This is a genomic window from Microbacterium resistens (assembly GCF_021172025.1).
Lineage (GTDB): Bacteria > Actinomycetota > Actinomycetes > Actinomycetales > Microbacteriaceae > Microbacterium > Microbacterium resistens.
The window spans coordinates 52,984-78,298 of the sequence record NZ_CP082781.1; the positions used below are offsets into that span (position 1 = coordinate 52,984).

Below are 25,315 nucleotides of genomic sequence, written 5' to 3' on the forward strand. Positions count from 1 at the left end.
CCACGGCTGCGGGGAGGAACCGGCCCCGCTGGTTATGGGGCTGCGTTCCGGGTTCGGGCGTACCCGAGCGCGGGCCGGTGCGCTCGCACGGTCTCCACGTTCAGCCCGCTCGATGGAGGACTTTCCGGGGCGGTGTCGGCCTGTGCTGCCGGGTCGATGTCTTCTTGCATCGCGGCGACCTGGGTCTCGATCCGGACGAGATCTTTCTCCGCGTCCGCCATGGCCTGGGTGTGGCGGAACGGCTGGCCGATGCGCTGGATGGCGTCGTCACGCTCGGTCTCGGCGCTGGCGAGATCGGTGCGGGCGTGCTCGAGGAGCGAGGGGGTGCCCGAGGCGCGATTCTCGATGCGCTGAATCAGACCGACGCCGCCGTCGAGGAACGCCTGCCGGGTCATGACGAAGCCGCTGCGTGGCACCCCGTCGAGCCGAATGCGCACCACCGGCTCACCATCGCCCAGCGCCGGGCTGGTGGACACGGCGACGTCGAAGCTGCTGATCTGGCCGATGACGCCGTAGTCGCGGGAAGCGTACCGGGGCGCCCACTTCAGGTCGGAGTCGTGCGCCCACGATGTCGCTGGGCCGCCACGGACAGTCCAGGTGATATAACGCGATGGCGCGGGCTTGCACGTTGGTGCCGACGCCGCGGAACTCCTCGCCTGAAACTCAGCGCCATCGCGCTGGCATGCGAGGGAGGGGAGGGGTGGGACCGTTTGGTTCCCACCCCTCCCTGCTGTTGCCGTGTTCTACCGGACTGCGGGTGCGGTGCCGAGCTGGATGAGTTGCGAGGCCGGGGCGCAGCACGACCCAGCGGTGCCCGCGTCATCCGGGGCGTCGAACAGGCCGGACCCGCCACACACGCCTGTATCCGGCAGCACGAGATCCACGCGGGCTGCGGCCTCGCGGTCGCCGGCGATCTCCGCGACCACGGAGCGCACCTGCTCGAACCCGGTCAGCGCGAGGAACGTCGGCGCACGCCCGTAGGACTTCGCGCCTACGATGAAGAATCCCGGCTCCGGGTGCGCGAGATCCGCAGCCCCGGTCGCGCGGACCGAGCCGCAGGAGTGCAGGTTCGGGTCGACCTCGTCAGCGACCTTCGCGGGTGCCTGCAGTCGCAGGTCCAGGTCGAGGCGGATCTCCGAGAGGAACGAGAGGTCCGGGCGGAACCCGGTCGCCACGAACACCTTCGCGGCCGGGTCCAAGCGTCGCCCATCCTCGGCGACCAGGACCGCGTGATCGTTCTCGAGGAGGATCTGTTCGGTGCGGAACCCGGTCACGAGATCCACGAGCCCGGATTCGACGGCCTGCTTCGCCCGCTGCCCAAGGGCTCCACGTTCGGGCAACTCATCGGCGCTCCCGCCACCGAAGGTGTTCCCGACGGTGCCGCGGCGCAGCACCCACGAGACCCGCAACCCGTTGTCACGCTTCGCCACCCGCGCGAGCACGCAGATCGTCGTCGCGGCCGAATGCCCGTTCCCGACCACGACCACATGCTGACCGGCGAGTTCGGTGACATCCTCAACGGTCGGCATCCGGTAGTCGACGAACCCGGCGTCCGTGGCGGCACGCTCACCCAAAGCGGGCAGGCCGTCGGCACCGGCGGGGCTGGGGGTGCGCCAAGTCCCGGACGCATCGATCACCGCACGCGCCTCGATCCGCTCCTCCCGCCCGTCCGCATGCTGCACGTGGACGACGAAAGGCTGCTCCGCCCGGCCGGCATCGACCGAGAGATCACGGCCCTTCCGCCCCACACCGACGGCGCGCGCCCCATACCGGACCCGGTCACCGAGCGCATCGGCGAGCGGGGCGAGATACCCGTCGATCCACTGCGCACCCGTCGGGTACCCCTTCTCCGGCGCCACCCATCCGGCCGGCTCCAGCAAGCGACGGGCGGCCGCGTCGGTCAGTTCCGACCACGGCGAGAAGAGCCGCACATGCCCCCACTCCGCGACCGCCGACGCCGGACCCGCACCCGCTTCCAGGACCACCGGTTCCAGGCCCCGCTCCACCAGGTGAGCAGCGGCGGCGAGCCCCTGCGGGCCGGCTCCGATCACGACAACGGGTTCCATTCCAACCTCCACACATTGAAGTTCTTCGATACGTCACAGCCTGCCTGACGTATCGACAACCGTCAATACGTCAGGCAGAGTAGGAGCATGACCAGCCTCCCCGTGACCGTTGACACCGCTCCCGCGGGGGCCGCGTGCTGTAATCCCGCGACCGAGGCGATGGTGGACGATGCGACCGCGCATGGACTCGCGAAAGTGTTCAAGGCACTCGGGGACCCGGCCCGCGTCAAGCTGCTGTCCCTGATCACCGCGAGCGCGGACGGCGAGATGTGCGTGTGTGATCTCACCGAACCCGTCGGACTGTCGCAGCCGACCGTCTCGCACCACATGAAGCTTCTCGTCGAGGCGGGCCTCGTGACCCGGGAGCAGCGCGGCAAGTGGGCGTACTACCAGCCGACGACCGGCACCCTCGCCGACGCCGCCCGGACGCTCATTGCCTGATGGTCGATGTGACGGTGCGGCCAATGACGGACGCCGACTGGCCCGCCGTCAAGGCGATATACCGTGCCGGGATCGCCACCGGGCACGCCACCTTCGAACCTCACCCGGCCGCGAGCTGGGAGGCCTTCGCCGCAGGCAAGCGCCCGGGGCTCTCGCTCGTCATCGACGACGCGGACGGTCACGTCATGGGGTGGGCCGCCGCCGGTCCCGTCTCGGCGCGTGAGGTGTACCGCGGGGTGGTCGAGCACTCGATCTACATCCACCCGACGCCGCAGGACACGGTGTCGGCACATTGCTCCTCGCGCGTTCATCGGCCACGCCGACCGCGCCGGCGTCTGGACGCATGACCCGTCGCCGCGCACCCGCCTCCGGCGCTCATCGAGCGCCCGCCGCGCCGCCTCCGCGTCCCCGGCAGGCCCGTCGCCCTCCGCCGTCGTGGTGGCGGGCGACGGGGTGTAAGCGCGGTAGAGCACGACGTATCCGAATGTCGGGCTGTACGTCAGCGCGTACTCGACTTCGGTCACCATCCGGGTGTTCGCGTCCGTGGGCGGCACGTCGTAGGCGTCCTCCTTCGCGAGCGCCGCACGGGTGGTCTCGTCGCCGGAGTCGAAGCCGCGCAGCTGTTCGATCGCCGCGTCGGTGCCGTCGCGGTCGATGAGATCGAGCACCCCGTCGGCGTCTTCTCCGTGCAGGAACACCACGGTCACCCATTGCCGCTCGGGTGGCTGCCAGGCGATCCGGCCCAGTTGCCCGGACGCCTGATCGAGTGCCCGCTCAGCGGCACTGACCTGCTGTGCGGCCTGCCGGAGAGCGTCGGCGGCAGCCCAGGCGTCCGCTGCCCCGAGGTTCCGGTCGCGCAGCATCAGAGCAGCCCGGAGCAAGCCGCCGCCCGAGTGTGGCACATCCAGTCGATGGGGGCCGAAGAGGGGCTCCGCCTCGACCTGCGCACGGCGCGACCCGTCAACTCCTTCGACGCGCATCGACTGGTCCGGATGGGTGCTGCTCATGGTCGGGGAGAAGAGATCCTGGAGCGACTGCTACACGCCCATCACAGCGAAGGGCTCGACATCCGTGCGGTCGAGGTGCTGGAGAAGCTCGGAGGCGAGGCGGGTACCTGCTCAAGATAAGACCTCAACTGGCATTGAGGCCAAGGAAGCAAGGCTCTGACTGACCAGATCGTTCCGCTTGGCGTCGATATCGTGCCTTGTGCGCACCGTGGCAGCCGTTCAGGATGAGAGCATGTCACAAGCAACGCAGACTGCTCTCATTATCATCGATGCGCAGGAGTCATTCCGCCAGCGATCCGACGACTGGGCCGCGACCGCGAACCCGCGGGTGCTGGAGAACATCGCAGAACTCGTTGAGCACGCGCGACGCATTGGTGACCTGATCGTGTGGGTAACTCACGCGGAGCCGGGTACCGGTGGCGTCTTCGACCCTGCCTCCGGGTTCGTGCGCGTGGTCGACGAGCTCGAACCTCACGACGGCGAGGTTCGGATCATGAAGACGTCGATCAACTCGTTCACGACGACGAACCTGCAGCAGCAGTTGACGACGCGCGGTGTTCGTCGTCTGGTGATCTGCGGTATTCGCACCGAGCAGTGCTGCGAGACGACCGCGCGAGTCGCGAGCGATCTCGGGTTCGAGGTCGAGTTCGTCATCGATGCCACGACCACTTCGGGCATCAAGGCCGGGGACGGGTACGGTGCGGTGTCCGGCGAGGACCTGATGCGCAGGACTGAGAGCATCCTCGGCGGGCGGGGCTTCGCGACGATCACGACGACCGCCGAGCGCATCGGCACAGCGACGGCGACCGTATGACACGAGTCGTCTTCGTGCTGGTGCCCGGCGTGATCCTCTTGGACCTCGCCGGCCCTTCACAGGTCTTCGCCTCCGCGGCTGCGATCGGGGCCTATGACCTCGCGTATGTCGGCGATCAGCCGGTCATCGCCTCCAGTCACGGGCTCGTTCTGCAGGCGCAGGTGCACTGGCCCGAACTCGATCCCGATGACATTGTCATCATGCCGGGTTGGCGGGCGCCGCTGGAAGACGGGTCCGGGTCGCTGAGCGAAGAAGGACTGCAGTTCCTCCGAGGCCACCATGCGTCCGGGGGCACGGTCGCGAGCGTGTGCTCCGGTGCGCTCGCGCTCGGCCGCGCGGGACTCCTCGACGGTCGACGCTGCACCACGCACCATGACATCCAGCAGGAGTTGGGTCGCAGGTACCCGCTCGCGCACGTGGTTCCGGATGTGTTGTTCACCGAGGACGACCGCGTCATGACCTCGGCGGGTATCGCCAGCGGCATCGACCTGGCTCTCCACATCGTCGCGAATAGGCAGGGGGCGGCGGTCGCGGCGCAGGTGGCGCGAAATATGGTCGTGTACGCCCGACGCAACGGGGAAGCGGCACAGCTGAGCGTGCTGCTGAGCTATCGCTCGCATGTCGACGAACTTGTCCACCGTGTACAAGACCACATCGACGAGCAGTTTGACCGTGCGCTCCCTCTCGACCGGCTCGCGAGCATCGCGGGCGTCAGCCCACGAACACTGACCAGGTCGTTCACGGCTGCGACCGGGCTGACTCCGCTCCGGTATCAGCAGATGCTCCGGCAGGAGCACGCCGAGAACCTGCTGGCGCAGGGCTCGACCGCAGAAGCTGCCGCTCGCGCGGTCGGTTTCGAAGACGCTCGCATGCTCCGCCGACTCCGGCAGGGCGCTTCGGCCCCAGCGGCAAGGCCAACCAGAAAGTGATGCCGACCAATGCCAAAAGCGTACTGGGTGAACATGCTTCTTTCGATCTCCGACCCTGGCAGGCTTGCACGGTAAGCCGAGCTCGCCGCAACTCGGATGTCTGTTCCTTCCCGCCGCCTCACAAAGTAGGATCAACCTCAACCAAAGTTGAGGAGGATCATGAGCACCCCGAAGCCTTCTCCGACCGACCTGCTCACCGTGGGTGAGGTAGCGCGGCGCACGGGCGTCGCCGTGTCAGCACTGCACTTCTACGAGCGGGCAGGGCTCATCACATCCACTCGCACCTCGGGTGGACAACGCCGCTACGCCCGCCACGTGATCCGTCGAGTATCGGTCATCCAAGTCGCCAAACGCATGGGCATCCCCTTGTCCGAAGTCGCCGAAGTCTTCGCCGACCTCCCCACCGACCGCATGCCCGGAAAAACCGACTGGCGCCACATCAGCGAACGCTGGCGAGGCCGCCTCGAAGCACGACGCCAAGAAATCGAACGAATGGAAAGTGAACTGGTCGAGTGCATCGGCTGCGGATGCGTCTCACTACGCAGCTGCCGAGTGCTCAACCCCGACGACGAGCTAGGCTCGAACGGCCCCGGCCCCCAACGCCTACCCGAGATCAGCGCGACTTGAGGGCAACGCAGCGGAGGCCGCGTAGAGATCCCGTCAACAGGCAGCACCTGGCGTGGGATCTCTTATGTACTCGTGGCGTTTGAGGTGTCTGATACGTCGGACGGCCAGTTCTCGCCGATGCCCCAGCTGGCACCGCGGGCGATGAAGGTGCCGAGCGCGGTGATGCCGGCGAAGACGAACAGCAGGAGGTGGGCGGATCCGACGTAGACGGGTGCAGAGATGTTGACGAGGACTCCGGCGAACGCGGCACTGAATGCACTCGCGATGATGAGCACGGTGTTCACGGCTGCGGCGGCCTTGGCTCCCTCTTCCTCGTCTCTCGTGCTGCTCAACGCAGCGACGGTGAGGTGCGGGAATCCCAGCCCGATGCCCGAACCCGCCAGGAACAGCGTGACGAACCAGAGCACGATGACCAGCGTCGATGGCCCGTCGTGCTGGAGCAGCCCATAGGCTGCCAGCCCCAAGGCGACGACCACCGGGCCGACCGTGATCAGCACGCGACGCGACCGGATGCCGGTGGCGTTCGCCGCGACGACCTGCGTCAGGGACCACCCCAGTGACAGTGCCGCGCCGAGCAGGCCCGCGACGAACGGCATCAGGCCGCCGATCTCCTGCCCGAACAGCGGGATGAACGCTTCCGTCCCGATCGCGAATGCCAGCACGGCGACGGTCAGGTAGACCCAGCGAAGTGACGGGCCGGAAACGAAGGTGAAAGTCGCCCGGGGAAGGATGCCGTTGCCGCTACGACGCTCGTGACGGAGGAACCAGCCGCAGAGGACGACACCGGAGGCGATGGCTGCCCCCCTTCCGAGATCGTGGGGGACGACGCTCGCGATCCCGACCGCGCCCACGCTGCCCGCGAGGAGCATGAGGGAAGCCCACGGCACCGGGTCGCTTGATCGTCCCTGCGCGGCGCGGGGAAGAGCGCGAACCGCGACGATGCCGACCAGCGCAGTCACGACGGCAAGAGCGATGAACGCCATCCTCCATTCGTCGAACTGAGCGAACAGACCGCCCACCACCGGGCCGAGGATGTTGCCCACTCCCCACATCGCCGACACCAGCGCGGCGGCGCGCGCCCACAGCCGCTCCGGCAGCGCACGCTGGATCAGCGCATAGCCCAGACCGGCAAGCAGCCCACCGCCCAGGCCCTGCACCGCACGCCCGAACAACAAAGCTGACATCCACGGACTTGCCGCGCACAGCACGGACCCGAGTGCGAACAGACCGAGCGCCAACAGGTATGCGCGACGCGCCCCCTGCCGAGTCAGCACCCTGCTCACCAGCATCGCACTCACCACCGAGGCGAGCAGGAACGTCATCATCGTCCACGCGTAGAACTCCGCACCGCCGATCTCGGCGACGATCGTCGGCAGGAGACTGGTGGTGAGGTAGACATTGCTCGCCTCGAGCAGGACTCCCCCCGCAAGAACGGAGGCGACGGGCGCGTAGCGGCTGCTCAACAGTTCGCGCCAACTCCCGTCCACGACGGCGCGTTCAGGATCATGAGCCATGAGGTCGTCTTCCCTTGCGTTCGCGGGTGCGGATACTGGCTCCGCACCGCCGTCATCAGCGGTGCTCCCGAGAGTAGAACCTCAACTAACCTTGAGGTCAAGGGGGTGGGGCGAGGTTTGCGAGCGACTTGCCCCCGAACTCGTTGACGCTCTCAGCGCAGAACTGCCCGAAGGGGCCATCGCAAAGTGGGATCGGGTGGTCGGGCGTCCACAGCGTTACGGCCGGTGGCGCCGCGACCAGCTCGCCTCTCTGGTCGTTCGCGCCACACGAATGACTGGGCATGTTCAGTCCGAGGCCAGGGAGCTGATTCATCGATTCCTAGCGCTCGAGACGTATGAGGTTCTGCAGGTGGGGCTACCTAGAGTGTGTTCGAGACGTACTGCAACCCCTGTGTTCACGGCCCAGCGAGGTAGACTGAAATGCGTGCCGACGTCCTGTCGGAGTGGCTACTCGGCCTCGTGGCAGGAGGGGCGCGCAGAGGGCACGAGGTGCCAGCGGGCTTCAGGAACCGCATGACTCCGCGCTTCTCAACTAGAACTGGGACTTCTAGAAATCCACATCTAGGGTTCAGCCCGCATGGGCGGGTGAGAGGCCCGGAACTGCATGTTCTGCAGTTCCGGGCCTCCTTTCGTGCGGCTTTCGCCCCGCAAGGGGTACAAGGGGGCATGACCGCCCGCGAGTCCACGCGAGTCCGCGGGAGGGGACGACGAGCACTCTGGCCTGCCCCTCTTCGCCCAGGCGGGGCGACCCACGTCGAACTGATGCCCCCGCGCGGGTCACGGGGCAAGCTCATGAGCAAAAGTGAAAAGCTGAACCGCTCTGCACCTAAGCAGGGTGCGGGGCGGTTCAGCGTGACGCGGCCTGTCGATCTAGCTCATCGCGCCGGCGTCGAGGTGGACGGCCTCGAAGGGGTGACCGTCGGGATCGACGAAGGCCCGGTTGTAGAGCCAGCCGAGGTCGATCGCGTCGCGCGTCGACGAGCCGCCTGACTGCAGCGCGGTGTCGGCGAGGCGGTCGACCTCTTCGCGCGACTCGACCCCGAGCGCCAGGATGCTCGATCCCGCCGGCGGGATCTCTCTGTTGGTGAAGCCCTGGAACTTCTCCGGGCTGGCGAGCTGCAGCACGATGTGCTCGGTCACCACGATGTAGGCCGAGTTCTCGTCGCTGAAGTCCGGGTTGAAACCGAACCCGAGCGCCGCGTAGAACCGCTTGCTCGCCTCGATGTCCGCGACCGGCAGGTTGACGAAGATGTGAGTGACAGACATGGTGCGTCTCCTAGGTGCATCGGTGCTTCGATGGGTGCACCGGAGACGCTATTCGGCGGGCCAGCCCGGCGTCTTGTACAGAAGCGAAAGCGGCACGTCAGGGTCCCCGCGGCGCAGCTCGGACGCGGTGCGCCCGATGAACCTCGAGAGCGCGTGGGAGAGGTGGGGCTGGTCGTAATAGTCGAGCTCATGCACCGCTTCGATGATGGGCCTGCCGTCCTGCAGCATCATCGCGGCCGCCCGGGCACGCTCGATCTGGCGGATCGCGGTTCTCGTGAGGCCGGTGAGGGCCTTCACCCGGAGCTGCGTCGCGCGCGGCCCGAGCCCGTGATCGTCGGCGCCAGCCGCAACATCGGCGACGAGGCGATCGTGCCGCAGCAGGCCGGCAGCCGACAGCTTCGCCACGAAGTCCTCGACGCTGTCGTAGCGAGGGATCTCCCAGGTCTCGCCGCCGAGTTCCATGCGCCGTCCGGCGTCGTCGGCGGGCTCGGTCACGGCCGCGTCGACCAGTCGCGGCACGGGGAGCCCCTCCAGCGCGGTTCCGTGCGCGAACACGATCCCGATCGCCGATCCCTCCTCCGGCAGCTCCACGAGCGAAGGGCTCGTCTCGGGCCCGCGCACCGTGACGCTCACGGAACCCTCGAACTCCATGAACACCAGCTCCCAGTTGGAGTTGGTGACCGAGAGCATGCGCTTCGCACCGGGGCCCTGGCTGCGCCACACACGGGTCACGTGGGCTGAGTCCGAGCCGCGATCCACGGTGTTCAAACCGCTCATGCGAACAGTGTCACACGGGAGTCGGTACTTGCCACCCGCCGCGGGAGGGATCTCGCGGTACGAACGGTGGTCTCGGCCATCCGCACCTGGCCTCCTTGTATCCCAGAGCCGCCACGGTACGCTCCCAGTCCTGTCCGACGATGCAAGCCATCTTCGTCAGTGACGCTCGCGAGACGGGTGAGAGATGAGGACAAGACTGGGTCGGCCTTCTCTGCGCGGTTGGTGGCGCGGCATGTCTTCCGGAAGTTCAGGGGTGTCCGGCTCGATCCGGATCAGGCCACCGCGATCACCCGTATCGCCCGGTCGGGGTTGACGCGTGACCTGGGGTGGTCGTCGAATCCGCGAGCGACTCCTCTCTCGGGGGGGGGCGAACCGCCTCACCCACGAGACGCAGGCGGGCCCGGGATCTCCGAAACGGCTGGACGGAGCGGCCCGCCGTCGGTCTGCAGCAGTCTCCCGCGGCGATCGATGCGACCGAGTGTCTCCCGGTGGATCTTCTCCGCGAGCGCCGGGTCGCGGGCGCTGATCGCCCCATAGAGCAGCTGGTGGCCGCGCAACACCAGTGGTTCGAAGGCGATTGTGGCGAACTGTAGGCGGAGGCGACCGTTCAGAAGCTCATCGGCTTCGAGAAAGGCCTTGTTGTCGGCCATCGCGAGAATGTGACGCCGGAACGCGAACATGTGCTCGATCAGAGCGCTGTCATTGTTCAGCCAGGCTACCTTCTCCTGAGTCAGGATGTCGTGGAGTCGACGGTACTCCTCCGTCGCCGGGCGTTGCACAGCGATGCGTGCGGCGCGAGTGGTCATCGTCGCGACGACATCGAGGAGGTCGTCGGACTCTTCGAGACAGGGGACGTGAACGCGCGCCGCAGAACGTGCGGTCGCCGTCGTCACAAGGCCTTCGCGCCTCAAGAGCTCCAGCGCGTCGACGGCCACTGCACGGCTCACTCCGAGCTCTGCGGCGACTCTCCGTGTGCCCAGTCTTTCGCCGGGCGCACGCGTGCCATCGATGATCTGCTCGCGAAGGAGGCTGACGACGCGGAGTACGTCGGCGGGAGACGGCTCTGATGCGACGGAGGGCTCGGGCGCGGAGGGCACGGTGGGCGCGGAGAGCGTGTCGGCGATGTCCTCGTCCATGCGGGGGAGGACGTGCTCGGGGCGGGTGCGACGGATCCTCTTGAGAAGATCCGCCATGACGCTCTCCGCGGCTTCCGAGTCTCGCGCCTCGAACGCCGCCAAGAGTCGACGGAAGGATTGCGCGGGCGACACGGCCTGCGCCTCGCTGAGCGCGATCAGTCGCCTCGTTCTCGTGCGAAACGCGCCCTCGACATTGCAGAGGGGCCGATTCCCGGTCGCGTGATACGTGTGACGGCGAAACTCGCCACCCGCCCTCATAACGGCGAGCGGGTCCACCGCCGCTTCTGCACGGCCCGCCGCCATGACGTCGGCGCGAAGCCGTCTCAGGTCGGCCTCGGACCGCCGCACGGCCGCCTGGCGGACAGCGATCAGGTCCAGGCACTCGTGCATCTCCGTGAGATCGGTGACCTCCGTGCGCGTGAGCGTATGCACAACCGCGCTGTGATGCGTCTCCCTGTCGAGCACGCCTTCCCGGATCAGGCAGTGTATAGCCATGCGCGCGGGGGTGCGACTCACGCCGAAACGGGCGGCGACCGCTTCCTCACGGAGAGGAGTCCCGTTGGGAAGCGCCCCCGAGACGATGTCATCGCGAAGACTCGGGAGCATGTCGGCCGGGAGAGGGGCGTCCGTTCGGTTCGATTCCATCCTGCAGCCGCCTTTCCGTGCCGGAGCGTGAGACTGCCTCGGAGCCCACCGGACTCGTGTCGGGATCCGACTCAGCGATGACGCGTAACAGTCTTCGCAGATCTGGCGTACAAAGTGTCGACATGATCCGCCATGTATCGACGAGAGTACACGCCTGTGCGGCGATATCGTTCCCCTGAGATGCTCGCCCGCGAACGTCTGCGTGTACCAATCTGGCGTACAAAAAGTGTTCCTCGGGTTGCTGGGCATTCAGGAAGCACTTAGGTTTTTGGTGTTCGCAACCGGCGTGGCAGGTCATCGGAGTCCTTCGGGACGACGATGCCGTCGTCGCCTCGCCGGCCCGAACGCAGACAAGGAGCGCCCGTCCGTGGACCAGGGCTCTCGGCGGCAGAACCCGGAGGGACCAGATGACAATGAAGCGGTGGAGGCGGAGAGGGCCGGGCCTGTTTTCGAAGACGATGGGCGTGATGACGGCGATGGTGCTCGTCGCGACCGCGGCCGTCGCGGGAGGAGCCCTCGCGGCCGCCCCGGCGCAGGCCCAGCCGGGCAACCCCGGGACGCCGTCGGATCCGTCTGTGGCGTTCGACGAGGACTTCGAGAACGGCGTCGGCGCGACCGCGATCAGTCTCGCCGACTATCAGAACGATACGGGAGTCAGGTACGAGTCGGACCCGTACTGGGTGCGCACGGACCAGTGCAACGGTGCGGTCCTCCAGTACGACGGAACGGTGTTCCCCTCGGGATACTGCACGACGGGCAACGCCTCTCAGGCCAACATCCGACGGCTCGCGGATGTGCTCGGCCAGGTCAACGCGGGGGTCCAAGGGAGTTCGGATCCTGCTCAGCCGGTGAACGGTTCGACGGCTGAGACACGGACGAACCATGCCGTGACGGCGTGGACCGGAGCCGTGGACGGCCCGTCTAATGCGATCGTGTTCGAATCCTCCCCGCTGAACCTGCAGGAGCAGGACAGCCGGTTCTTCACGGCGTCCATCGATGTGGCCGAGGTCTCGTGCACCTACCGCGGGGGCCAGAACAACTCGCGCCTGAACTTCTTCCTCGTCTCCGAAGGACAAGAGCTCCCCCTCAACAGCTCCCCGATCCGCGCCTGCACCGATGACGGCGTCTCCTACTACACGTCCCCCGATCTCGGAGGCTGGGGCAGCGGCGGCGGATATGTGGCGGCCGGCCACTACTTCTCCGATGGGTCCTACCTCGTCAGCGCGGACGACGCGGACGACATGGTGTTCCGGATGCGCAACCTCACGGGTTCGAGCGCGGGCAACGACTTCGCCTACGACAACGCGCGGCTCGTGGACGCGACTCCGCAGCTGGACAAGTCGTTCTCGCCGACGTCTGTTCCGACCGGGGGCGTTTCCACGCTGACGCTGACGGTGACGAATACGAGCGATCTCGCCGCGAAGAAGGGGTGGAGCTTCACCGACACGCTTCCCGACGGTCTGGTGATCGCCGACCCGGCGAACGTCGGCGGGACCTGCACCGCCGACGTCATGGCCCCCGCGAGCGGCGCGGCGGTGGAGGTGGCGAACGGAGAGCTTGCGAAGGGCGAGTCCTCTTGTACGGTCACCGTCGATGTCACCTCGGAGACCCCTCGCGGTAGCGATCCTTCGCCGAAGCCGTACGAGAACTGCGCCGAGAACATCACTGCGCACGTCGGTCTGGACCTGCCGGGTTGCGCGACCGTCGAGTTCTACAGTGAGCCGGCGCTGGTGGTGGAGAAGGAGTCGACGGGGGATGACACCTCCCGCGTCGGCGACACCGTGAGCTACGAGGTGGACGGGACCAACTCCGGGACAGCGGACTACACCGACGCCAACCCCGCGGTGGTTTTCGACGACCTCTCCGATGTCCTCGATGACGGCGACCTCGTCGAGGGTTCGCTGAAGGCGACGATCGACGGACAGGACGTCGATCCGCCCACCCTCAACGGCTCGCTGCTCGCGTGGGACGGGGCGCTTCCCGCCGGCAAGAGGGTCGTCATCAGTTACGACGTCATCCTCAAGGACGGCGGAGACAAGAACGTGGCGAACGTCGCGTTCCCGTCGGACACCCCTTACGATCCCGACAATCCGCCGACGACCCCTTCGTGCGATGACGACCGCGCCAGCTGCACGATCCTGCCATTGCCCGGGATCGCGCTCGAGAAGAGCGCGGACAAGGAGGAACTGGTGGTGGGCGAGACGGTCACGTACTCGTTCACTGTCACCAACGTCGGCCGCCAGGCGCTCGACGACGTGCGGGTCGAGGAAGGGCAGTTCACCGGTTCCGGTGAGATGTCCGCCGTGACCTGCCCCGAGACCGGCCTCCAGCCCGGTGACTCGACCACCTGCACGGCGACGTACGTGGTGACGCAGGCGGACGTGGACCGGGGATCTGTGGAGAACTCAGCGACGTCGACGGGCAACCCGCCACGGGGGCCAGCGGTCATCTCGAATCCCTCGGAGGCGTCGATTCCGCAGGATCCGAATCCGTCGCTGGTGCTGACGAAGTCTGCCGACCGTGACTCGCTCGTGGCTGGGGAGACGGTCACGTATTCGTTCGTGGTCACGAACACGGGCAATGTCACGTTGACGGATGTGGGTGTCGAGGAGGGTGACTTCAGTGGTTCGGGGGAGCTGTCCGAGCTGACGTGTCCGGAGGAGGCGGCGTCGCTCGCTCCGGGTGGGTCGGTGACGTGCACGGCGACGTATGTGGTGACGCAGGCGGACGTGGACCGAGGGTCGATCGAGAACTCTGCGACCGCGACCGGTACGTCGCCGACCGGTGATCCGGTGACCTCGGTTCCGTCTGATGTGACGATTCCGCAGGATCCGAATCCGTCGCTGGTGCTGACGAAGTCTGCCGACAAGACCGAGCTCGTGGCTGGGGAGACGGTCACGTATTCGTTCGTGGTCACGAACACGGGCAATGTCACGATGACGGATGTGGTCGTCGAGGAAGGCGACTTCACCGGCTCCGGGGAGATGTCGGCGGTCGACTGCCCCGAAGGTGCGGCGTCGCTCGCACCGGGGGAGTCTGTGACGTGCACAGCGACCTACGTGGTGACGCAGGCGGACGTGGATCGTGGCTCCGTGGAGAACCGTGCGACCGCGACCGGTACACCGCCGACCGGCGACCCGGTGACCTCTGATCCGTCCGACGTCACGGTGCCCGCGGACGCGCAGCCCGGGATCAGCCTGGTGAAGTCGGCGGACAAGACCGAGCTCGTGGCCGGAGAGGAGATCACGTACTCCTTCACTGTCACGAACACCGGTAACGTCACGCTCACTGACGTGACGGTCGATGAAGCGAACTTCAGTGGTTCGGGGGAGCTGTCCGAGATCACGTGTCCGGAGGAGGCGGCGTCGCTCGCGCCGGGTGAGTCGGTGACGTGCACAGCGACCTACGTGGTGACGCAGGCCGACGTGGATCGAGGGGCGATCGAGAACTCTGCGACTGCGACCGGTACGCCGCCGACCGGCGACCCGGTGACCTCTGATCCGTCCGACGTCACGGTGCCCGCGGACGCGCAGCCCGGGATCAGCCTGGTGAAGTCGGCGGACAAGACCGAGCTCGTGGCCGGAGAGGAGATCACGTACTCCTTCACTGTCACGAACACCGGTAACGTCACGCTCACTGACGTGACGGTCGATGAAGCGAACTTCAGTGGTTCGGGGGAGCTGTCCGAGATCACGTGTCCGGAGGAGGCGGCGTCGCTCGCGCCCGGCGACCAAATCACATGCTCGGCGACCTACGTGGTGACGCAGGCGGACGTGGATCGAGGGTCGATCGAGAACTCTGCGACTGCGACCGGTACGCCGCCGACCGGCGACCCGGTGACCTCTGATCCGTCCGACGTCACGGTGCCCGCGGACGCGCAGCCCGGGATCAGCCTGATGAAGTCTGCCGACCGTGACTCGCTCGTGGCTGGGGAGACGGTCACGTATTCGTTCGTGGTCACGAACACGGGCAATGTCACGTTGACGGATGTGGGTGTCGAGGAGGGTGACTTCAGTGGTTCGGGGGAGCTGTCCGAGATCACGTGTCCGGAGGAGGCGGCGTCGCTCGCTCCGGGTGGGTCGGTGACGTGCACGGCGACGTATGTGGTGACGCAGGCGGACGTGGACCGTGGCTCCGTGAAGAACAGCGCGACTGCGACCGGTACGTCGCCGACCGGTGATCCGGTCGCGTCTGATCCGTCCGAGGTGACGGTGCCCGCGGACGCGCAGCCGAGTCTCGCGTTGGTGAAGAGCTCCGACACCGACACCATCACCACGCCCGGCCAGACGATCACCTATTCCTTCACGGTGACCAACACGGGAAACGTGACGGTGGCGGACGTCACCGTCACAGAAGGTGACTTCAGCGGTTCCGGCGAGCTCTCCGAGATCACGTGCCCCGATGACGCCTCGTCGCTTGCCCCGGGGGCATCGGTGACCTGCACGGCGACTTACGAGACCACGCAGGCGGACGTCGACGCGGGCGGCATCACCAACACGGCGAGCTCGACGGGCACTTCGCCGTCCGGGGATCCCGTCGTGTCGGCTCCGTCGGACGTGACCATCCCGGCGGCGAGCGAACCCGACCTCACCCTGGTGAAGTCGGCCGACAAGACCGAGCTCGTGGTCGGCGAGACCGTCACCTACTCGTTCATCGTCGCCAACACCGGCAACACGACCCTCACCGACGTGGTTGTCGACGAAGGCTCTTTCAGCGGGTCGGGGGCGCTGTCCGATATCACGTGCCCGGATGGCGCCGCGTCGTTGGCACCCGGTGAGCAGGTGACCTGCACCGCGACCTACACGGTCACTCAAGCGGACGTCAACGCCGGCGCCCTCACCAACTCGGCGATCGCGACCGGAACGCCGCCCGGCGGCGGAGAGCCGGTGTCCTCGGCCCCCTCCGGGGTGAGCATCCCGCAGGATCCTCAGCCGGGTCTCGCACTGGTCAAGAGCGCGGACAGGACGAAAGTGACGAAGGCGGGCGAGGTCATCACCTACTCGTTCCGCCTGACGAACACCGGCAACGTCACCTTGACCCACGTCGGAGTGGAGGAAGGCGACTTCACGGGGCACGGCGTGCTCTCCGCGGTCATCTGTCCGGACGAGGCGGCCATGCTACTTCCCGGCCAGAGCATCGTCTGCACCGCCACATACACCGTGCAGCAGGAGGACCTGACCGGAGCAGCGCTGAAGAACGTCGCGACCGGTACGGGTGAAGTGGCGGGGAGCAATCCGGCGCCCGTGTCGTCGCCGCCATCGGCCTGGTCGGTCGGCACGCCGTCATCGGCCGACGACCCCGGCGTCGACCTGCCGCGTACCGGGGGTGAGATCAGCGGTGGACTCCTTGCTCTGGCTGGCCTCCTGTTCGCCGCCGGCATCACCGCCGTGGTGTTTACCCGCCGCAGAGTCTCCGGCCAGGCGGGCTGAAACTCCGGTAGCACCGTGGGGTGCGGGACTTCTCCTCGCGCCCCACGGTTGCTTGTGCCCACGGTGCGGAACGCCAACGCAGGCACGTGCGGTCGTGGTGCCTGACCGGCCCCCGCCGGGATGCGGGCGGCGGGAGATCCCGCGAGCGTTCGGCGAGGTGGATTCGACGTGGCACCTCGTGTCGAAGGAGGCATGTCGTGGTCCCGCTTGTGCCCGGGCGTTCTTGCCTCTATGGTGATCTAGTACTCTAGAAGAGTTGGTTCGAGGGAGAACGATGGTCACGCGACTGAAGCGCCGGCTGGGGCAGCTGGCCTCCGAACGGCGCGGAATGCTGATGGGGTTCCTGCCCGCGGGGTTCCCGGCGCCGGACGAGTTCCGCCGCGTCGCGCAGGCGGCGTTCGACGCGGGCCTGGACGCTCTCGAGGTCAGCATGCCCGGCCCGGCCCCTGCCCTGGACGGCCCCCTCATCCAGGCCGCCGCCGAGCGCGCGTCCGCCCACCTGGACGGGATCCCCGCGGCCCTGGAGCTGGCCGCGCGCAGCCGGTCGACCGACGACGACACGATCGTCGCCCTCGCCTACGCCTCGACGTTCGACGGGATCGCCACGGACGCGTTCTTCGACGCACTCGTCGCGGCGGACATCGACGCCTACCTCCTCCCGCAGCACCCCATGGCACAACAGCTCGCCCTGGGCGCGCAGGCGCAGGCGCGGGGGATCGAGCCCGTGCTGTTCCTCTACCGGCAGGAGGACCTGCCGCTCCTCGCCGCGAGCGCGATCGACGAGCCCGTGATCTACCTCCAGTCGGCCGACCTCCGCACCGGCGGCGTCTTCAACCCGGCGAAGGCGCAGGAGCGGCTCACCGAGCTCGCCGAGGCCCTCGGCGAGCGTCGCTACCACGTGTGCGTCGGCTTCGGGGTGCGCGGGCCCGACGAGGTCGAGTCGCTCATGGCCACCGGTGCGGACGGCGCGATCATCGGCACCCAGCTCGTCCGCGCTGCGGAGGAGGGGCCCGGGGCCGTCACCGCGCTCGTCGACGCCGTCGCACCGGCCCTCGTCGGCCGCACGCTGCGGAGCGCGGAGGAGGTCATCCGATGACGGTGGAGGGGACCTGGAGTCCGCAGCGCATCTCGTTCAGCCGCAACGACGGACTGCCGAAGTACGTGGCGATCGCCCGCGCGATCACCCTCGCCATCACCGACGGCGAGCTGACCGCCGGGGAGACCCTGCCCGCGCAGAAGGAGCTCGCCGAGAGCTTCGGGGTCACGCTTATGACGGTCCGCCAGGCGATCCAGCTCCTCACGGAGCAGGACCTGCTGACGACCGAGCAGGGCAAGGGCACGTACGTGCGCAGTCGCCCGTTCCATCTCCCGCTCGGCCGGCTGGCGAGCCTCGCCGCCCAGGTCGAGGCGTCGGGGCGACGCCTGAGCACCGAGGTGCTGGGATTCGCGCCGATCGAGATCTCGCCGCTCGAACAGCAGCGGATGGGGCTGCCCGCGCCCGAGGCCGTCGAGCTGGTGCGACTGCGTTTCGTGGACGGCGTGCCGTTCATCCTCCAGACCTCGCTGCTGCCGCCCGAGTTCGCGCGCGGGGTCGAGCCGGACGAGCTCGTGGAGCGCTCCCTCTACGACGTCCTCCAGGACGCGCACGGGATCCGGGTCGAGCGCGCGCACGAGACGGTGCAGGCGACCAGCCTGGACGACGAGTCCGCCCGGCTCCTCGGACGCAGGACCGGCGAGTCCGCCCTGCTCTCGTCCCGGCTGACCTTCAGCTCGGACGGCATCCCGGTCCTGGACGACCGGGCGCTGACGGCCGGGGACACGGTCGTCGTGTCCGCCGAACGCCACGCCAACGACGGGGGGCTGTCGCTGGTGCTCTCCCGCGACGCGACGGCCCTCGCGGACAGCTCGCTCCCGTTCATGCGCGGAAGCCGCTGACGCCCTCACGACAGGAGATGACGATGACGTCAACGCTCACACGGACCGCCGTGCTCGGCACCCGCGGACTCAGCAAGGACTACGGTGCCGTCCGCGTCGTGTCCGACATCACCCTCGACTTCCACGCCGGCAGCATCCACGCCCTCCTCGGCGAGAACGGGGCCGGGAAGTCCACGCTCATCAAGATGCTCTCCGGTGCGACGGCGACGAGTGCCGGCGAGCTCCTCGTCGACGGACAGCCGCGGTCGTTGAAGTCCGTGCGCGACGGGCAGGCGCTCGGTGTCGTCGCTCTGCCGCAGGAACTGACGCTCGTCCCGACGCTCGGGGCGGCCGAGAACATCTTCCTCGGCATGCGGCCGCCGGGGGTCCGCGGGCTGGTCGACCGACGCCGCCTCGACCGCGACGCGGGCGAGCAGCTCGCCCGCCTCGGGCAGCGGATCCCGCTGAACGTCCCCGTCGGGGAGCTGTCGGCCGTCCAGCAGACGATGATCGCGCTGGCGAGGGCACTGGCCCGGGACGCCCGCGTGCTCATCCTCGACGAGCCGACGGCCGCCCTCACCGACACGGAGACGGAGCAGCTGTTCGGCGTGCTGCGCGCGCTGCGCGACGCCGGCACCGCGATCCTCTACGTCTCGCACCGCCTGGAGGAGGTCTTCGCGCTCGCCGACACGGCCACCGTCATGCGCAACGGGCGCCACGTGTGGACGAAGCCCATCGCGGAGACCGACACCGACGACGTCGTCTCGGCGATGATCGGGCGTGAGCACGGACAGGTGTACCCGCCCCGGTCCGACGCTCCGGGCGAGGTCGTCCTGCGCGTCGAGGGGCTCTCCGGGTACACGCTGCGGGACGTCACGCTGGAGGCGCGATCCGGTCGCGTGCTCGGGATCGCGGGGCTCGCGGGAGCCGGACGCAGCGAGCTGCTGAAGATCGTCGCCGGGGCCCAGCGGGCCCGAGCAGGGACGGTCCGGCTGGGCGACGCCGACGTCACCGGGCGCTCGCTCGGCGCGTCCATGGATGCGGGGATCTCCCTCGTGCCGGAGGAGCGCCGCAGCCAGGGGCTGGTCATGACGGACTCGGTGCAGGCGAACATCGCCCTCGCGAACCTCCGTGCGCTCAGCACCCTCGGGGTGCTCAGCCGCGCCCGGGAACGGGAGACGGCGCAGCGCCGGGCGACGGAGCTGCAGATCAAGGCGACCTCGATCCGCCAGCCCGTCGACGAGCTGTCCGGCGGCAACCAGCAGAAGGTCGTCCTCGCGAAGTACCTCGAACGCCGCCCCCGCGTCCTGCTGCTGGACGAACCGACCCGCGGCATCGACATCGGCACGAAGGCCGAGATCTACCAGCTGATCCGCCGGCTCGCCGACGAGGGCGTGGCCGTCCTGGTGGTGTCGAGCGAGATCCCCGAGCTGCTCGGCCTCGCCGACGAGATCGCCGTGCTGCACGAAGGACGACTCACCGGAGTCGTCCCGGCGGCGGGCGCCACCGAAGAGTCCATCCTCCACCTCTGCTACAGGAAGTCCGCATGATGACAACGACCGAGACGACCACGGCGACGACGCCGCGGCGTGCCGCGCTCCCCGCGCGCCTGGCCTCCTACGGAACCCTCATCGGCCTGGTCGGGCTGATCGTCCTGTTCGCCGCCATGAAGCCGCAGGTGTTCTTCACGCCGCTGAACTTCACCAACATCCTGGAGCAGGTCGCGATCCTGGCGATGATCGCGGCCGTGCAGACGGTGGTCATGGTGGTGGGCGACTTCGATCTGTCCGTGGGATCGCTCGCGAGCCTCGTCGGCGTCATCACCGCACAACTGCTGGTCGGCGGGATGCACCCGGCGGTGGCGGTGCTCATCGGCCTGGGCGCGGGCGTGATCGCCGGCGCCGTGAACGGGTTCCTCGTCGCCTACCTCGGGCTGTCCGCCTTCATCGCGACCCTCGCCACCATGACCTCGTTCTCCGGGCTCGCCCTGCTGCTCTCCAGCGGCACGACCGTCTTCGGTCTCCCGGACGCGTTCGTCTGGCTCGGGCAGGGCAGGCTCGGCATGATCCCGGTGCCCGTCGTCATCGCCGTCGTCGTCGCCCTGATCGTCTGGTTCGTCCTGTCCAAGACCGTCATCGGCCGCAGCTGGTACGCGGTCGGCGGGAACGCGGAGGCGGCGCGACTGTCCGGGGTGAAGACGCGCGCGGTGCGGTTCTCCGCGTTCCTCGTATCCGGGTTCGGCGCTGCGCTCGCGGGCATCGTCCTGACCGCACGGCTCGCCTCCGCGCACCCGTCCGCCGCGGATCCGTTCATGCTGTCCTCGATCGCGGCGGTGTTCCTCGGGATCACGCTCTCCCGGGCGGGCCAGCCGACGATCGGGGGGACGGTGGTGGGCCTCGGGATCGTCGGGGTCCTGAGCAACGGCCTCAACATCATGCAGGTCAACAGCTACGTGCAGCAGATCCTGACCGGTCTCATCATCGTCCTGGCGGTCAGCCTCAGCCGTCTGAGCAGGAAGCGCCGCTGACGTGACCGTCATCGCGGGTCTCGACTTCGGCACCTCGAGCGTGAAGCTCGCCGTGGCGTCCTCCGACGGCACGGTCCTCGCCCGGGCACAGGCCGGGTACCCGACCGTGACGGGACCGGGCGGGCGCGCCGAGCAGGATGCGGACCACTGGTGGGCGGCGGCCGCCGCGGTCATCGCCGAGACGGGACTGGGCGCTCGGATCGACGCGATCGGCGTCACCGGCCAGATGCAGGATCTGATCACGGTCGCCCGCGGGCGCGCCCGGGGCCCGGTGCTCCTCTACTCCGACACCCGCGCCGGCGCCGCGCACGCACGACTGCGGGCCGCGCACGGGGACTGGGAGGGGCGGACCGGGAACCACCAGGACCCGACGAACGTCGCGGCGAAGATCGCCTGGCTCGCCGAGAACGACCCGGACCGTCTGGACGGCGCCGAGCACCTGCTGTTCGGCGCACCCGGATACATCGCCTGGCGGGCGACCGGCGTCGCGGCCTGCGACGTCGTGACCGCGTCGACCACCGGACTGCTCGACGTGTCCCGCCGCACGTGGCTGACCGAGCTCCTCGTCTCGACGGGAGCGAGGGCCGAACAGCTCCCCGTGCTCCTGGGGGCCGGGTCGGACGACGCGCTGATCGGCGGCGTCGGCACGGCGGCGGCGGGGGAGCTCGGCGTGCGCGCCGGGATCCCCGTCGTGCACGCCCTGGGCGACGCGGGCTCGGCGACCGACGGCCTCGTGGGCGTCGCACCGGGTGACGCCTACGTCTACCTCGGCACCACCGGCTGGCTCGCCGCGGTCACCGAGGCGGACCCGGCCGCGGTCCCGTCGCCCATCCATTCGCTCGTGATGCCCGGATGGGAGACCCGGCTGCGGATCGGTGCCGTGCAGTCGGCGGGATCGACGGCGGACTGGTCGCGCCGGACGTTCCTCCCCGGGCTCGATTTCCGGGCGGTCGACGCGCTCGCGGCAGACCGTATGGCGGATCCGACGGCGCTCGGCGTCCGACCGCTGGCCCTGCCGGGGCTCGCCGGAGAGCGGACCCCGGTGCGCGACGCCGACTTCCGCGGGGCGTTCGTCGGCGTGCACGAGGCGACACAGCCGATCGACTTCCACCTCGCGGTGCTGACCGGCGTGGCTCTCGCGCTGCGCCACGCCAGCGACGAGCTCGGCATGGCCCAGCACCGCATCCCGCTCGTCGGCGGGGCGGCATCCAGCCCCGCCTGGCGGCAGATCCTCGCCGACGTCTTCGGCGCGACGATCGTCACCGGTGAGGCGGAGGATCCGGGCACGCACTCCGCGATCCGGGCCGTCGGGGCCGTCCTCGGACTGCCGACCCGGCCGGAGCCGCTCTTCGGCACGCTCGACGCCGGGACCGTGACGCGACCGTCCGCCCAGTCCTCCGCATACGAGCGTCTGATCCCCGTCCACCGTGCCCTGTACGACGCGCTCGCCCCGACCTTCCGCGATCGCTGATCCGTCCCGACCCACCCACGAAAGGCATCCACGATGAAGAAGACAAGGACCCTCGCGCTGATCGGCGGCATCGTCGCCGCCGCGAGCCTGGCCCTCACCGCCTGCTCCGGACCGGCGTCGGCCGGCTCGGCGGGCAGCGGCGACGCCGCCATGACGATCGCCGTCGTCACGCCGTACCTCAGCAACGCGTCCACCAAGGAGGTCATCGACCTCTTCAGCGAGGACGCGGAGTCCCGGGGCTGGCAGGTCAGCGTCGAGGACACCGCCGGCGACATGAACAAGCTCAACAGCGCGTTCCAGAACGCTGCGGCGCAGCAGCCCGACGCGATCGTGCTCGGCATGGGGGACCCCACCCAGGTCTCGCTCGGACTGAAGTCCGCGGCGGATGCGGGCGTGCCGGTGTTCGCGATCGACGCCGCCGAGGCCGACGGCATCGCGGCCAACGTCACGAGCGACAACACCGACCTCGGCGAGCAGAGCGCGAACGCCCTGATCGAGGCCATGGGCGGCACGGGCGCGGTCGTCATGCTGACGCATGACCCGCACCCCGGAGTCAAGGAGCGTGCCGCCGGTGCGAAGGCCGTGTTCGAGAAGGCGGGCATCACGATCCTCGAGTCCAAGCACGTCGAGGTGCCCGGTCCCGTCGACGACGCCCGCAAGTCGGTGCAGGATCTCCTCTCCGCACATGGCGACGCGGTGACCGGCATCTGGGGCGGTTGGGACGAGCCGGCTCTCGGCGCCACGCAGGCGCTGCAGGCCGCGGGCGTCACCGGCGTCCCGGTCGTCGGCATCGACGGGCAGGACTTCGCCCTCGCCGAGGTGGCGAAGGGCGGCCCGTTCACTGCGACGGTGAAGCAGGACTGGGAGTCGATCGCGGCGCAGGTCGCCGATCTGATCGAGGCGAACGCCGCCGGCACCGCGCCGGAGAAGACGCAGTACGAGCTTCCGGGGACGCTCGTCACGAAGGACAACGCCGGGCAGGACTGAGGCCCGTCGACGAGACCGCGCGCGTCCTTCTCCGGAAGGACGCGCGCGGTCTCGCCGCGCATCCCGTCAGTCGAGGGCCGCAGAGACGGTCTCGGCGACGGCATCGATTCCCCAGTCGATGCCGAGCGGGGTCGCCGTGGACAGCGCCAGCCCCACCATGCGGTCCTCCAGAAGGGCCACGCGCTCGTGGGCAACCGGATCCCAGGACGCGAACGCCGCGTGCGCCGTCACCGCCTCCCGCCAGACGTCGTGCTCCGCGAAGGTCACGAAGACGTCCGGTTTCAGCGGGAGGAGCTCCTCCAGGCCGATCGTGAAGCTGCTCGGATCGCCGGCGCGGTGCTGGAGGGCGACGGTCTCGTCGAGCTGTCGGAGCCCGAGCCCTGCCAGCACCGTGCTGCGCGCGTCGGCCGTCCCGAAGAGGACGAGCTGGCCGTCGTCCGTCGGGACGAACCCCTGCACGTAGCTCACCCCGGACAACTCCGGATGGCGCGCGGCCGTCTCGGCGATTCGGTCCTCGACGCCCTCCCGGATGCTTACGGCGAAAGCGGGGCGCCCGAGGGCAGCGCCCATGAGTTCGATGTGCTCGTCCACGGAGGTCGCCCAGGCTGTGCCGGGGAAGGCGATCGTCGGCGCGATCTCCGTCAGACGTCGGTACTCGGCTTCCGTGATGCCGGAGTTGATCGCCACGATGAGGTCGGGTCGCTGCGCGAGCACATACTCCAGATCCACTTCGCCGCGCTCCAACGACGCGTCGACCGCGGGGAGCGGGGCACCGAGTTCCTCGATCGCGTCCTCCACCCAGGGGTAGTACTCCCTCTCGCCGCCGGCCGCGATGCCCTGCGCGACGGGTACCGTGCCGAGCTGGATGGCGATGTCCGCCCCGCTCCAGCCGATCACGACGAGACGCTGGGGCTGCGCCCGGACGGTTGTCGTCCCATACGCGTGGTCGATCTCCACCGGGTAGGCACCGGCCTCAGGCTCAGCGAACACGCGTCGCTCGCCACCGTCCTCGGTCGGTGCGGACGGGGCGCATCCGGTCAGGACGAGGGCGCACACGAGGGCGGCGACGGCAGCGACAGCGGAACGGATCGACATGGAGACCTCGGGGACGCGGGAGCAACAGAACGGGGAGGCGGAGCTTCGCCTCTCGACGGTAACCACCGTCGGTTCCGCGGAACGGACAACGTCAATCGCGTTGCCGACAGCCCGCTTCCCGGCGCCTCTCCGGCCGGGCCTGCCCGGATGGGTCAGACCTGTGCCGAGCGGTCCGGGCGCTGCTGCAGCGTCCAGGTGTTGCCGTCCGGATCGGCGAAGCGCACGAACCGGCCCCACGCCTGCTCGTCGACGCCCTCCGCCTCGACGCCGAGTCCGCGCAAGTGCGTGAGCGCCTCGTCGGCGTCGGGGACGACCACCTGGATCGTGTTCTGGCGACCGGGCTCGAGGTCCAGCCCGAGGCCCGTGCCGAACGCGATCGAGCAGGCCGATCCCGGAGGAGTCATCTGAACGAACCGCAGCCCCTCGAACGGGACCTGGTCGTGGTCGGCATGGAAGCCGATCTTCACGTAGAAGTCCTTCGCGCGGTCGACGTCGGTCACCGGCACGAAGATGAGCTCGATCTTCCAGTCCATGCTCGCCCTCCTCTGCGGGAGTCCGTCTCCCGCTGCCGCACACGCTACGCCGGGGCACCGACACGGGACAGACCCGCCGGAACGGCCCTCGCGTCACGACTCGTCCCGCGCCAGAATGGGCCGGGACGCCGAGGAGA

General features: G+C 68.8%; 21 protein-coding genes. 12 read left to right on the forward strand and 9 right to left on the reverse strand.

The window, feature by feature from the left end; translation table 11 throughout:
- Positions 1–32: 32 nt before the first annotated feature.
- Complete coding sequence (locus K8F61_RS00260) at positions 33–476, reverse strand: hypothetical protein (protein ID WP_231820305.1); 444 nt, start codon at positions 474–476, stop codon at positions 33–35.
- Between the two features lie 267 nt (positions 477–743).
- The gene (locus K8F61_RS00265) at positions 744–2,066 is read right to left on the reverse strand and encodes an FAD-dependent oxidoreductase (RefSeq protein WP_067244851.1); all 1,323 of its coding nucleotides are present in this window, start codon (positions 2,064–2,066) and stop codon (positions 744–746) included.
- A gap of 87 nt (positions 2,067–2,153) precedes the next feature.
- Here K8F61_RS00265 and K8F61_RS00270 point away from each other — a divergent pair, with 87 nt between their 5' ends.
- A complete protein-coding gene (locus tag K8F61_RS00270) occupies positions 2,154–2,507 on the forward strand; it encodes an ArsR/SmtB family transcription factor (RefSeq protein WP_084344451.1) in 354 nt (117 codons plus the stop codon).
- Here the strand turns inward: K8F61_RS00270 and K8F61_RS00275 are convergent.
- Entirely contained in the window at positions 2,453–3,514 is a 1,062-nt protein-coding gene (locus tag K8F61_RS00275; RefSeq protein ID WP_231820306.1) for a hypothetical protein, read from the reverse strand. The two genes, K8F61_RS00270 and K8F61_RS00275, sit on opposite strands and share 55 nt — an antisense overlap.
- Here K8F61_RS00275 and K8F61_RS19110 point away from each other — a divergent pair.
- The 4 genes from K8F61_RS19110 (at position 3,419) to soxR (ending at position 5,884) form a co-directional block, all read left to right on the forward strand.
- Positions 3,419–3,634 (forward strand): thioredoxin domain-containing protein, encoded by a 216-nt coding sequence (locus tag K8F61_RS19110; protein ID WP_418888060.1) that lies wholly within the window; start codon positions 3,419–3,421, stop codon positions 3,632–3,634. The genes K8F61_RS00275 and K8F61_RS19110 overlap by 96 nt on opposite strands.
- 88 nt (positions 3,635–3,722) lie before the next feature.
- The gene (locus K8F61_RS00280) at positions 3,723–4,328 is read left to right on the forward strand and encodes an isochorismatase family protein (RefSeq protein WP_231820307.1); all 606 of its coding nucleotides are present in this window, start codon (positions 3,723–3,725) and stop codon (positions 4,326–4,328) included.
- Positions 4,325–5,257: a GlxA family transcriptional regulator gene (locus K8F61_RS00285; RefSeq protein ID WP_231820308.1), complete on the forward strand. Its 933-nt coding sequence runs from the start codon at positions 4,325–4,327 to the stop codon at positions 5,255–5,257. Before K8F61_RS00280 ends, K8F61_RS00285 begins: the two co-directional genes overlap by 4 nt.
- Positions 5,258–5,416: 159 nt before the next feature.
- Positions 5,417–5,884: a redox-sensitive transcriptional activator SoxR gene (gene soxR, locus K8F61_RS00290; protein WP_219085499.1), complete on the forward strand. Its 468-nt coding sequence runs from the start codon at positions 5,417–5,419 to the stop codon at positions 5,882–5,884.
- Positions 5,885–5,946: 62 nt separating this feature from the next.
- Here the strand turns inward: soxR and K8F61_RS00295 are convergent, their stop codons facing one another.
- The 4 genes from K8F61_RS00295 to K8F61_RS00310 all read right to left on the reverse strand — a co-directional run bounded on the left by K8F61_RS00295 (position 5,947) and on the right by K8F61_RS00310 (position 11,222).
- Positions 5,947–7,398, reverse strand: a complete 1,452-nt coding sequence (locus K8F61_RS00295) for an MFS transporter (RefSeq protein WP_231820309.1) — start codon at positions 7,396–7,398, stop codon at positions 5,947–5,949.
- 870 nt (positions 7,399–8,268) lie between these two features.
- Positions 8,269–8,664: a VOC family protein gene (locus K8F61_RS00300; RefSeq protein WP_231820310.1), complete on the reverse strand. Its 396-nt coding sequence runs from the start codon at positions 8,662–8,664 to the stop codon at positions 8,269–8,271.
- A 48-nt stretch (positions 8,665–8,712) separates the two neighbouring features.
- Positions 8,713–9,441 (reverse strand): helix-turn-helix domain-containing protein, encoded by a 729-nt coding sequence (locus K8F61_RS00305; protein ID WP_231820311.1) that lies wholly within the window; start codon positions 9,439–9,441, stop codon positions 8,713–8,715.
- A gap of 377 nt (positions 9,442–9,818) precedes the next feature.
- The gene (locus K8F61_RS00310; protein ID WP_231820312.1) at positions 9,819–11,222 is read right to left on the reverse strand and encodes a GntR family transcriptional regulator; all 1,404 of its coding nucleotides are present in this window, start codon (positions 11,220–11,222) and stop codon (positions 9,819–9,821) included.
- Positions 11,223–11,689: 467 nt separating this feature from the next.
- Here K8F61_RS00310 and K8F61_RS00315 point away from each other — a divergent pair, with 467 nt between their 5' ends.
- From K8F61_RS00315 to K8F61_RS00345, 7 genes are all read left to right on the forward strand, one after another.
- Positions 11,690–16,651, forward strand: a complete 4,962-nt coding sequence (locus K8F61_RS00315; RefSeq protein WP_231821585.1) for a DUF7507 domain-containing protein — start codon at positions 11,690–11,692, stop codon at positions 16,649–16,651.
- A gap of 274 nt (positions 16,652–16,925) precedes the next feature.
- Positions 16,926–17,747: a tryptophan synthase subunit alpha gene (locus K8F61_RS00320; RefSeq protein ID WP_231820313.1), complete on the forward strand. Its 822-nt coding sequence runs from the start codon at positions 16,926–16,928 to the stop codon at positions 17,745–17,747.
- The gene (locus K8F61_RS00325; RefSeq protein ID WP_231820314.1) at positions 17,744–18,586 is read left to right on the forward strand and encodes a GntR family transcriptional regulator; all 843 of its coding nucleotides are present in this window, start codon (positions 17,744–17,746) and stop codon (positions 18,584–18,586) included. Before K8F61_RS00320 ends, K8F61_RS00325 begins: the two co-directional genes overlap by 4 nt.
- Before the next feature lie 23 nt (positions 18,587–18,609).
- Positions 18,610–20,115: a sugar ABC transporter ATP-binding protein gene (locus K8F61_RS00330; RefSeq protein WP_231820315.1), complete on the forward strand. Its 1,506-nt coding sequence runs from the start codon at positions 18,610–18,612 to the stop codon at positions 20,113–20,115.
- Positions 20,112–21,092, forward strand: coding sequence for an ABC transporter permease (locus tag K8F61_RS00335; RefSeq protein WP_231820316.1), 981 nt, complete (start codon positions 20,112–20,114; stop codon positions 21,090–21,092). Before K8F61_RS00330 ends, K8F61_RS00335 begins: the two co-directional genes overlap by 4 nt.
- Before the next feature lies 1 nt (position 21,093).
- Entirely contained in the window at positions 21,094–22,563 is a 1,470-nt protein-coding gene (locus K8F61_RS00340; RefSeq protein ID WP_231820317.1) for an FGGY family carbohydrate kinase, read from the forward strand.
- A 33-nt stretch (positions 22,564–22,596) separates the two neighbouring features.
- Positions 22,597–23,550, forward strand: coding sequence for a sugar ABC transporter substrate-binding protein (locus tag K8F61_RS00345; protein ID WP_231820318.1), 954 nt, complete (start codon positions 22,597–22,599; stop codon positions 23,548–23,550).
- A gap of 66 nt (positions 23,551–23,616) precedes the next feature.
- Here the strand turns inward: K8F61_RS00345 and K8F61_RS00350 are convergent, their stop codons facing one another.
- Both K8F61_RS00350 and K8F61_RS00355 read right to left on the reverse strand, forming a co-directional pair.
- The gene (locus tag K8F61_RS00350) at positions 23,617–24,645 is read right to left on the reverse strand and encodes an ABC transporter substrate-binding protein (protein WP_231820319.1); all 1,029 of its coding nucleotides are present in this window, start codon (positions 24,643–24,645) and stop codon (positions 23,617–23,619) included.
- A gap of 152 nt (positions 24,646–24,797) precedes the next feature.
- On the reverse strand, positions 24,798–25,178 hold the full coding sequence (locus K8F61_RS00355; protein WP_231820320.1) for a VOC family protein: 381 nt from the start codon (positions 25,176–25,178) through the stop codon (positions 24,798–24,800).
- Positions 25,179–25,315 lie beyond the last annotated feature (137 nt).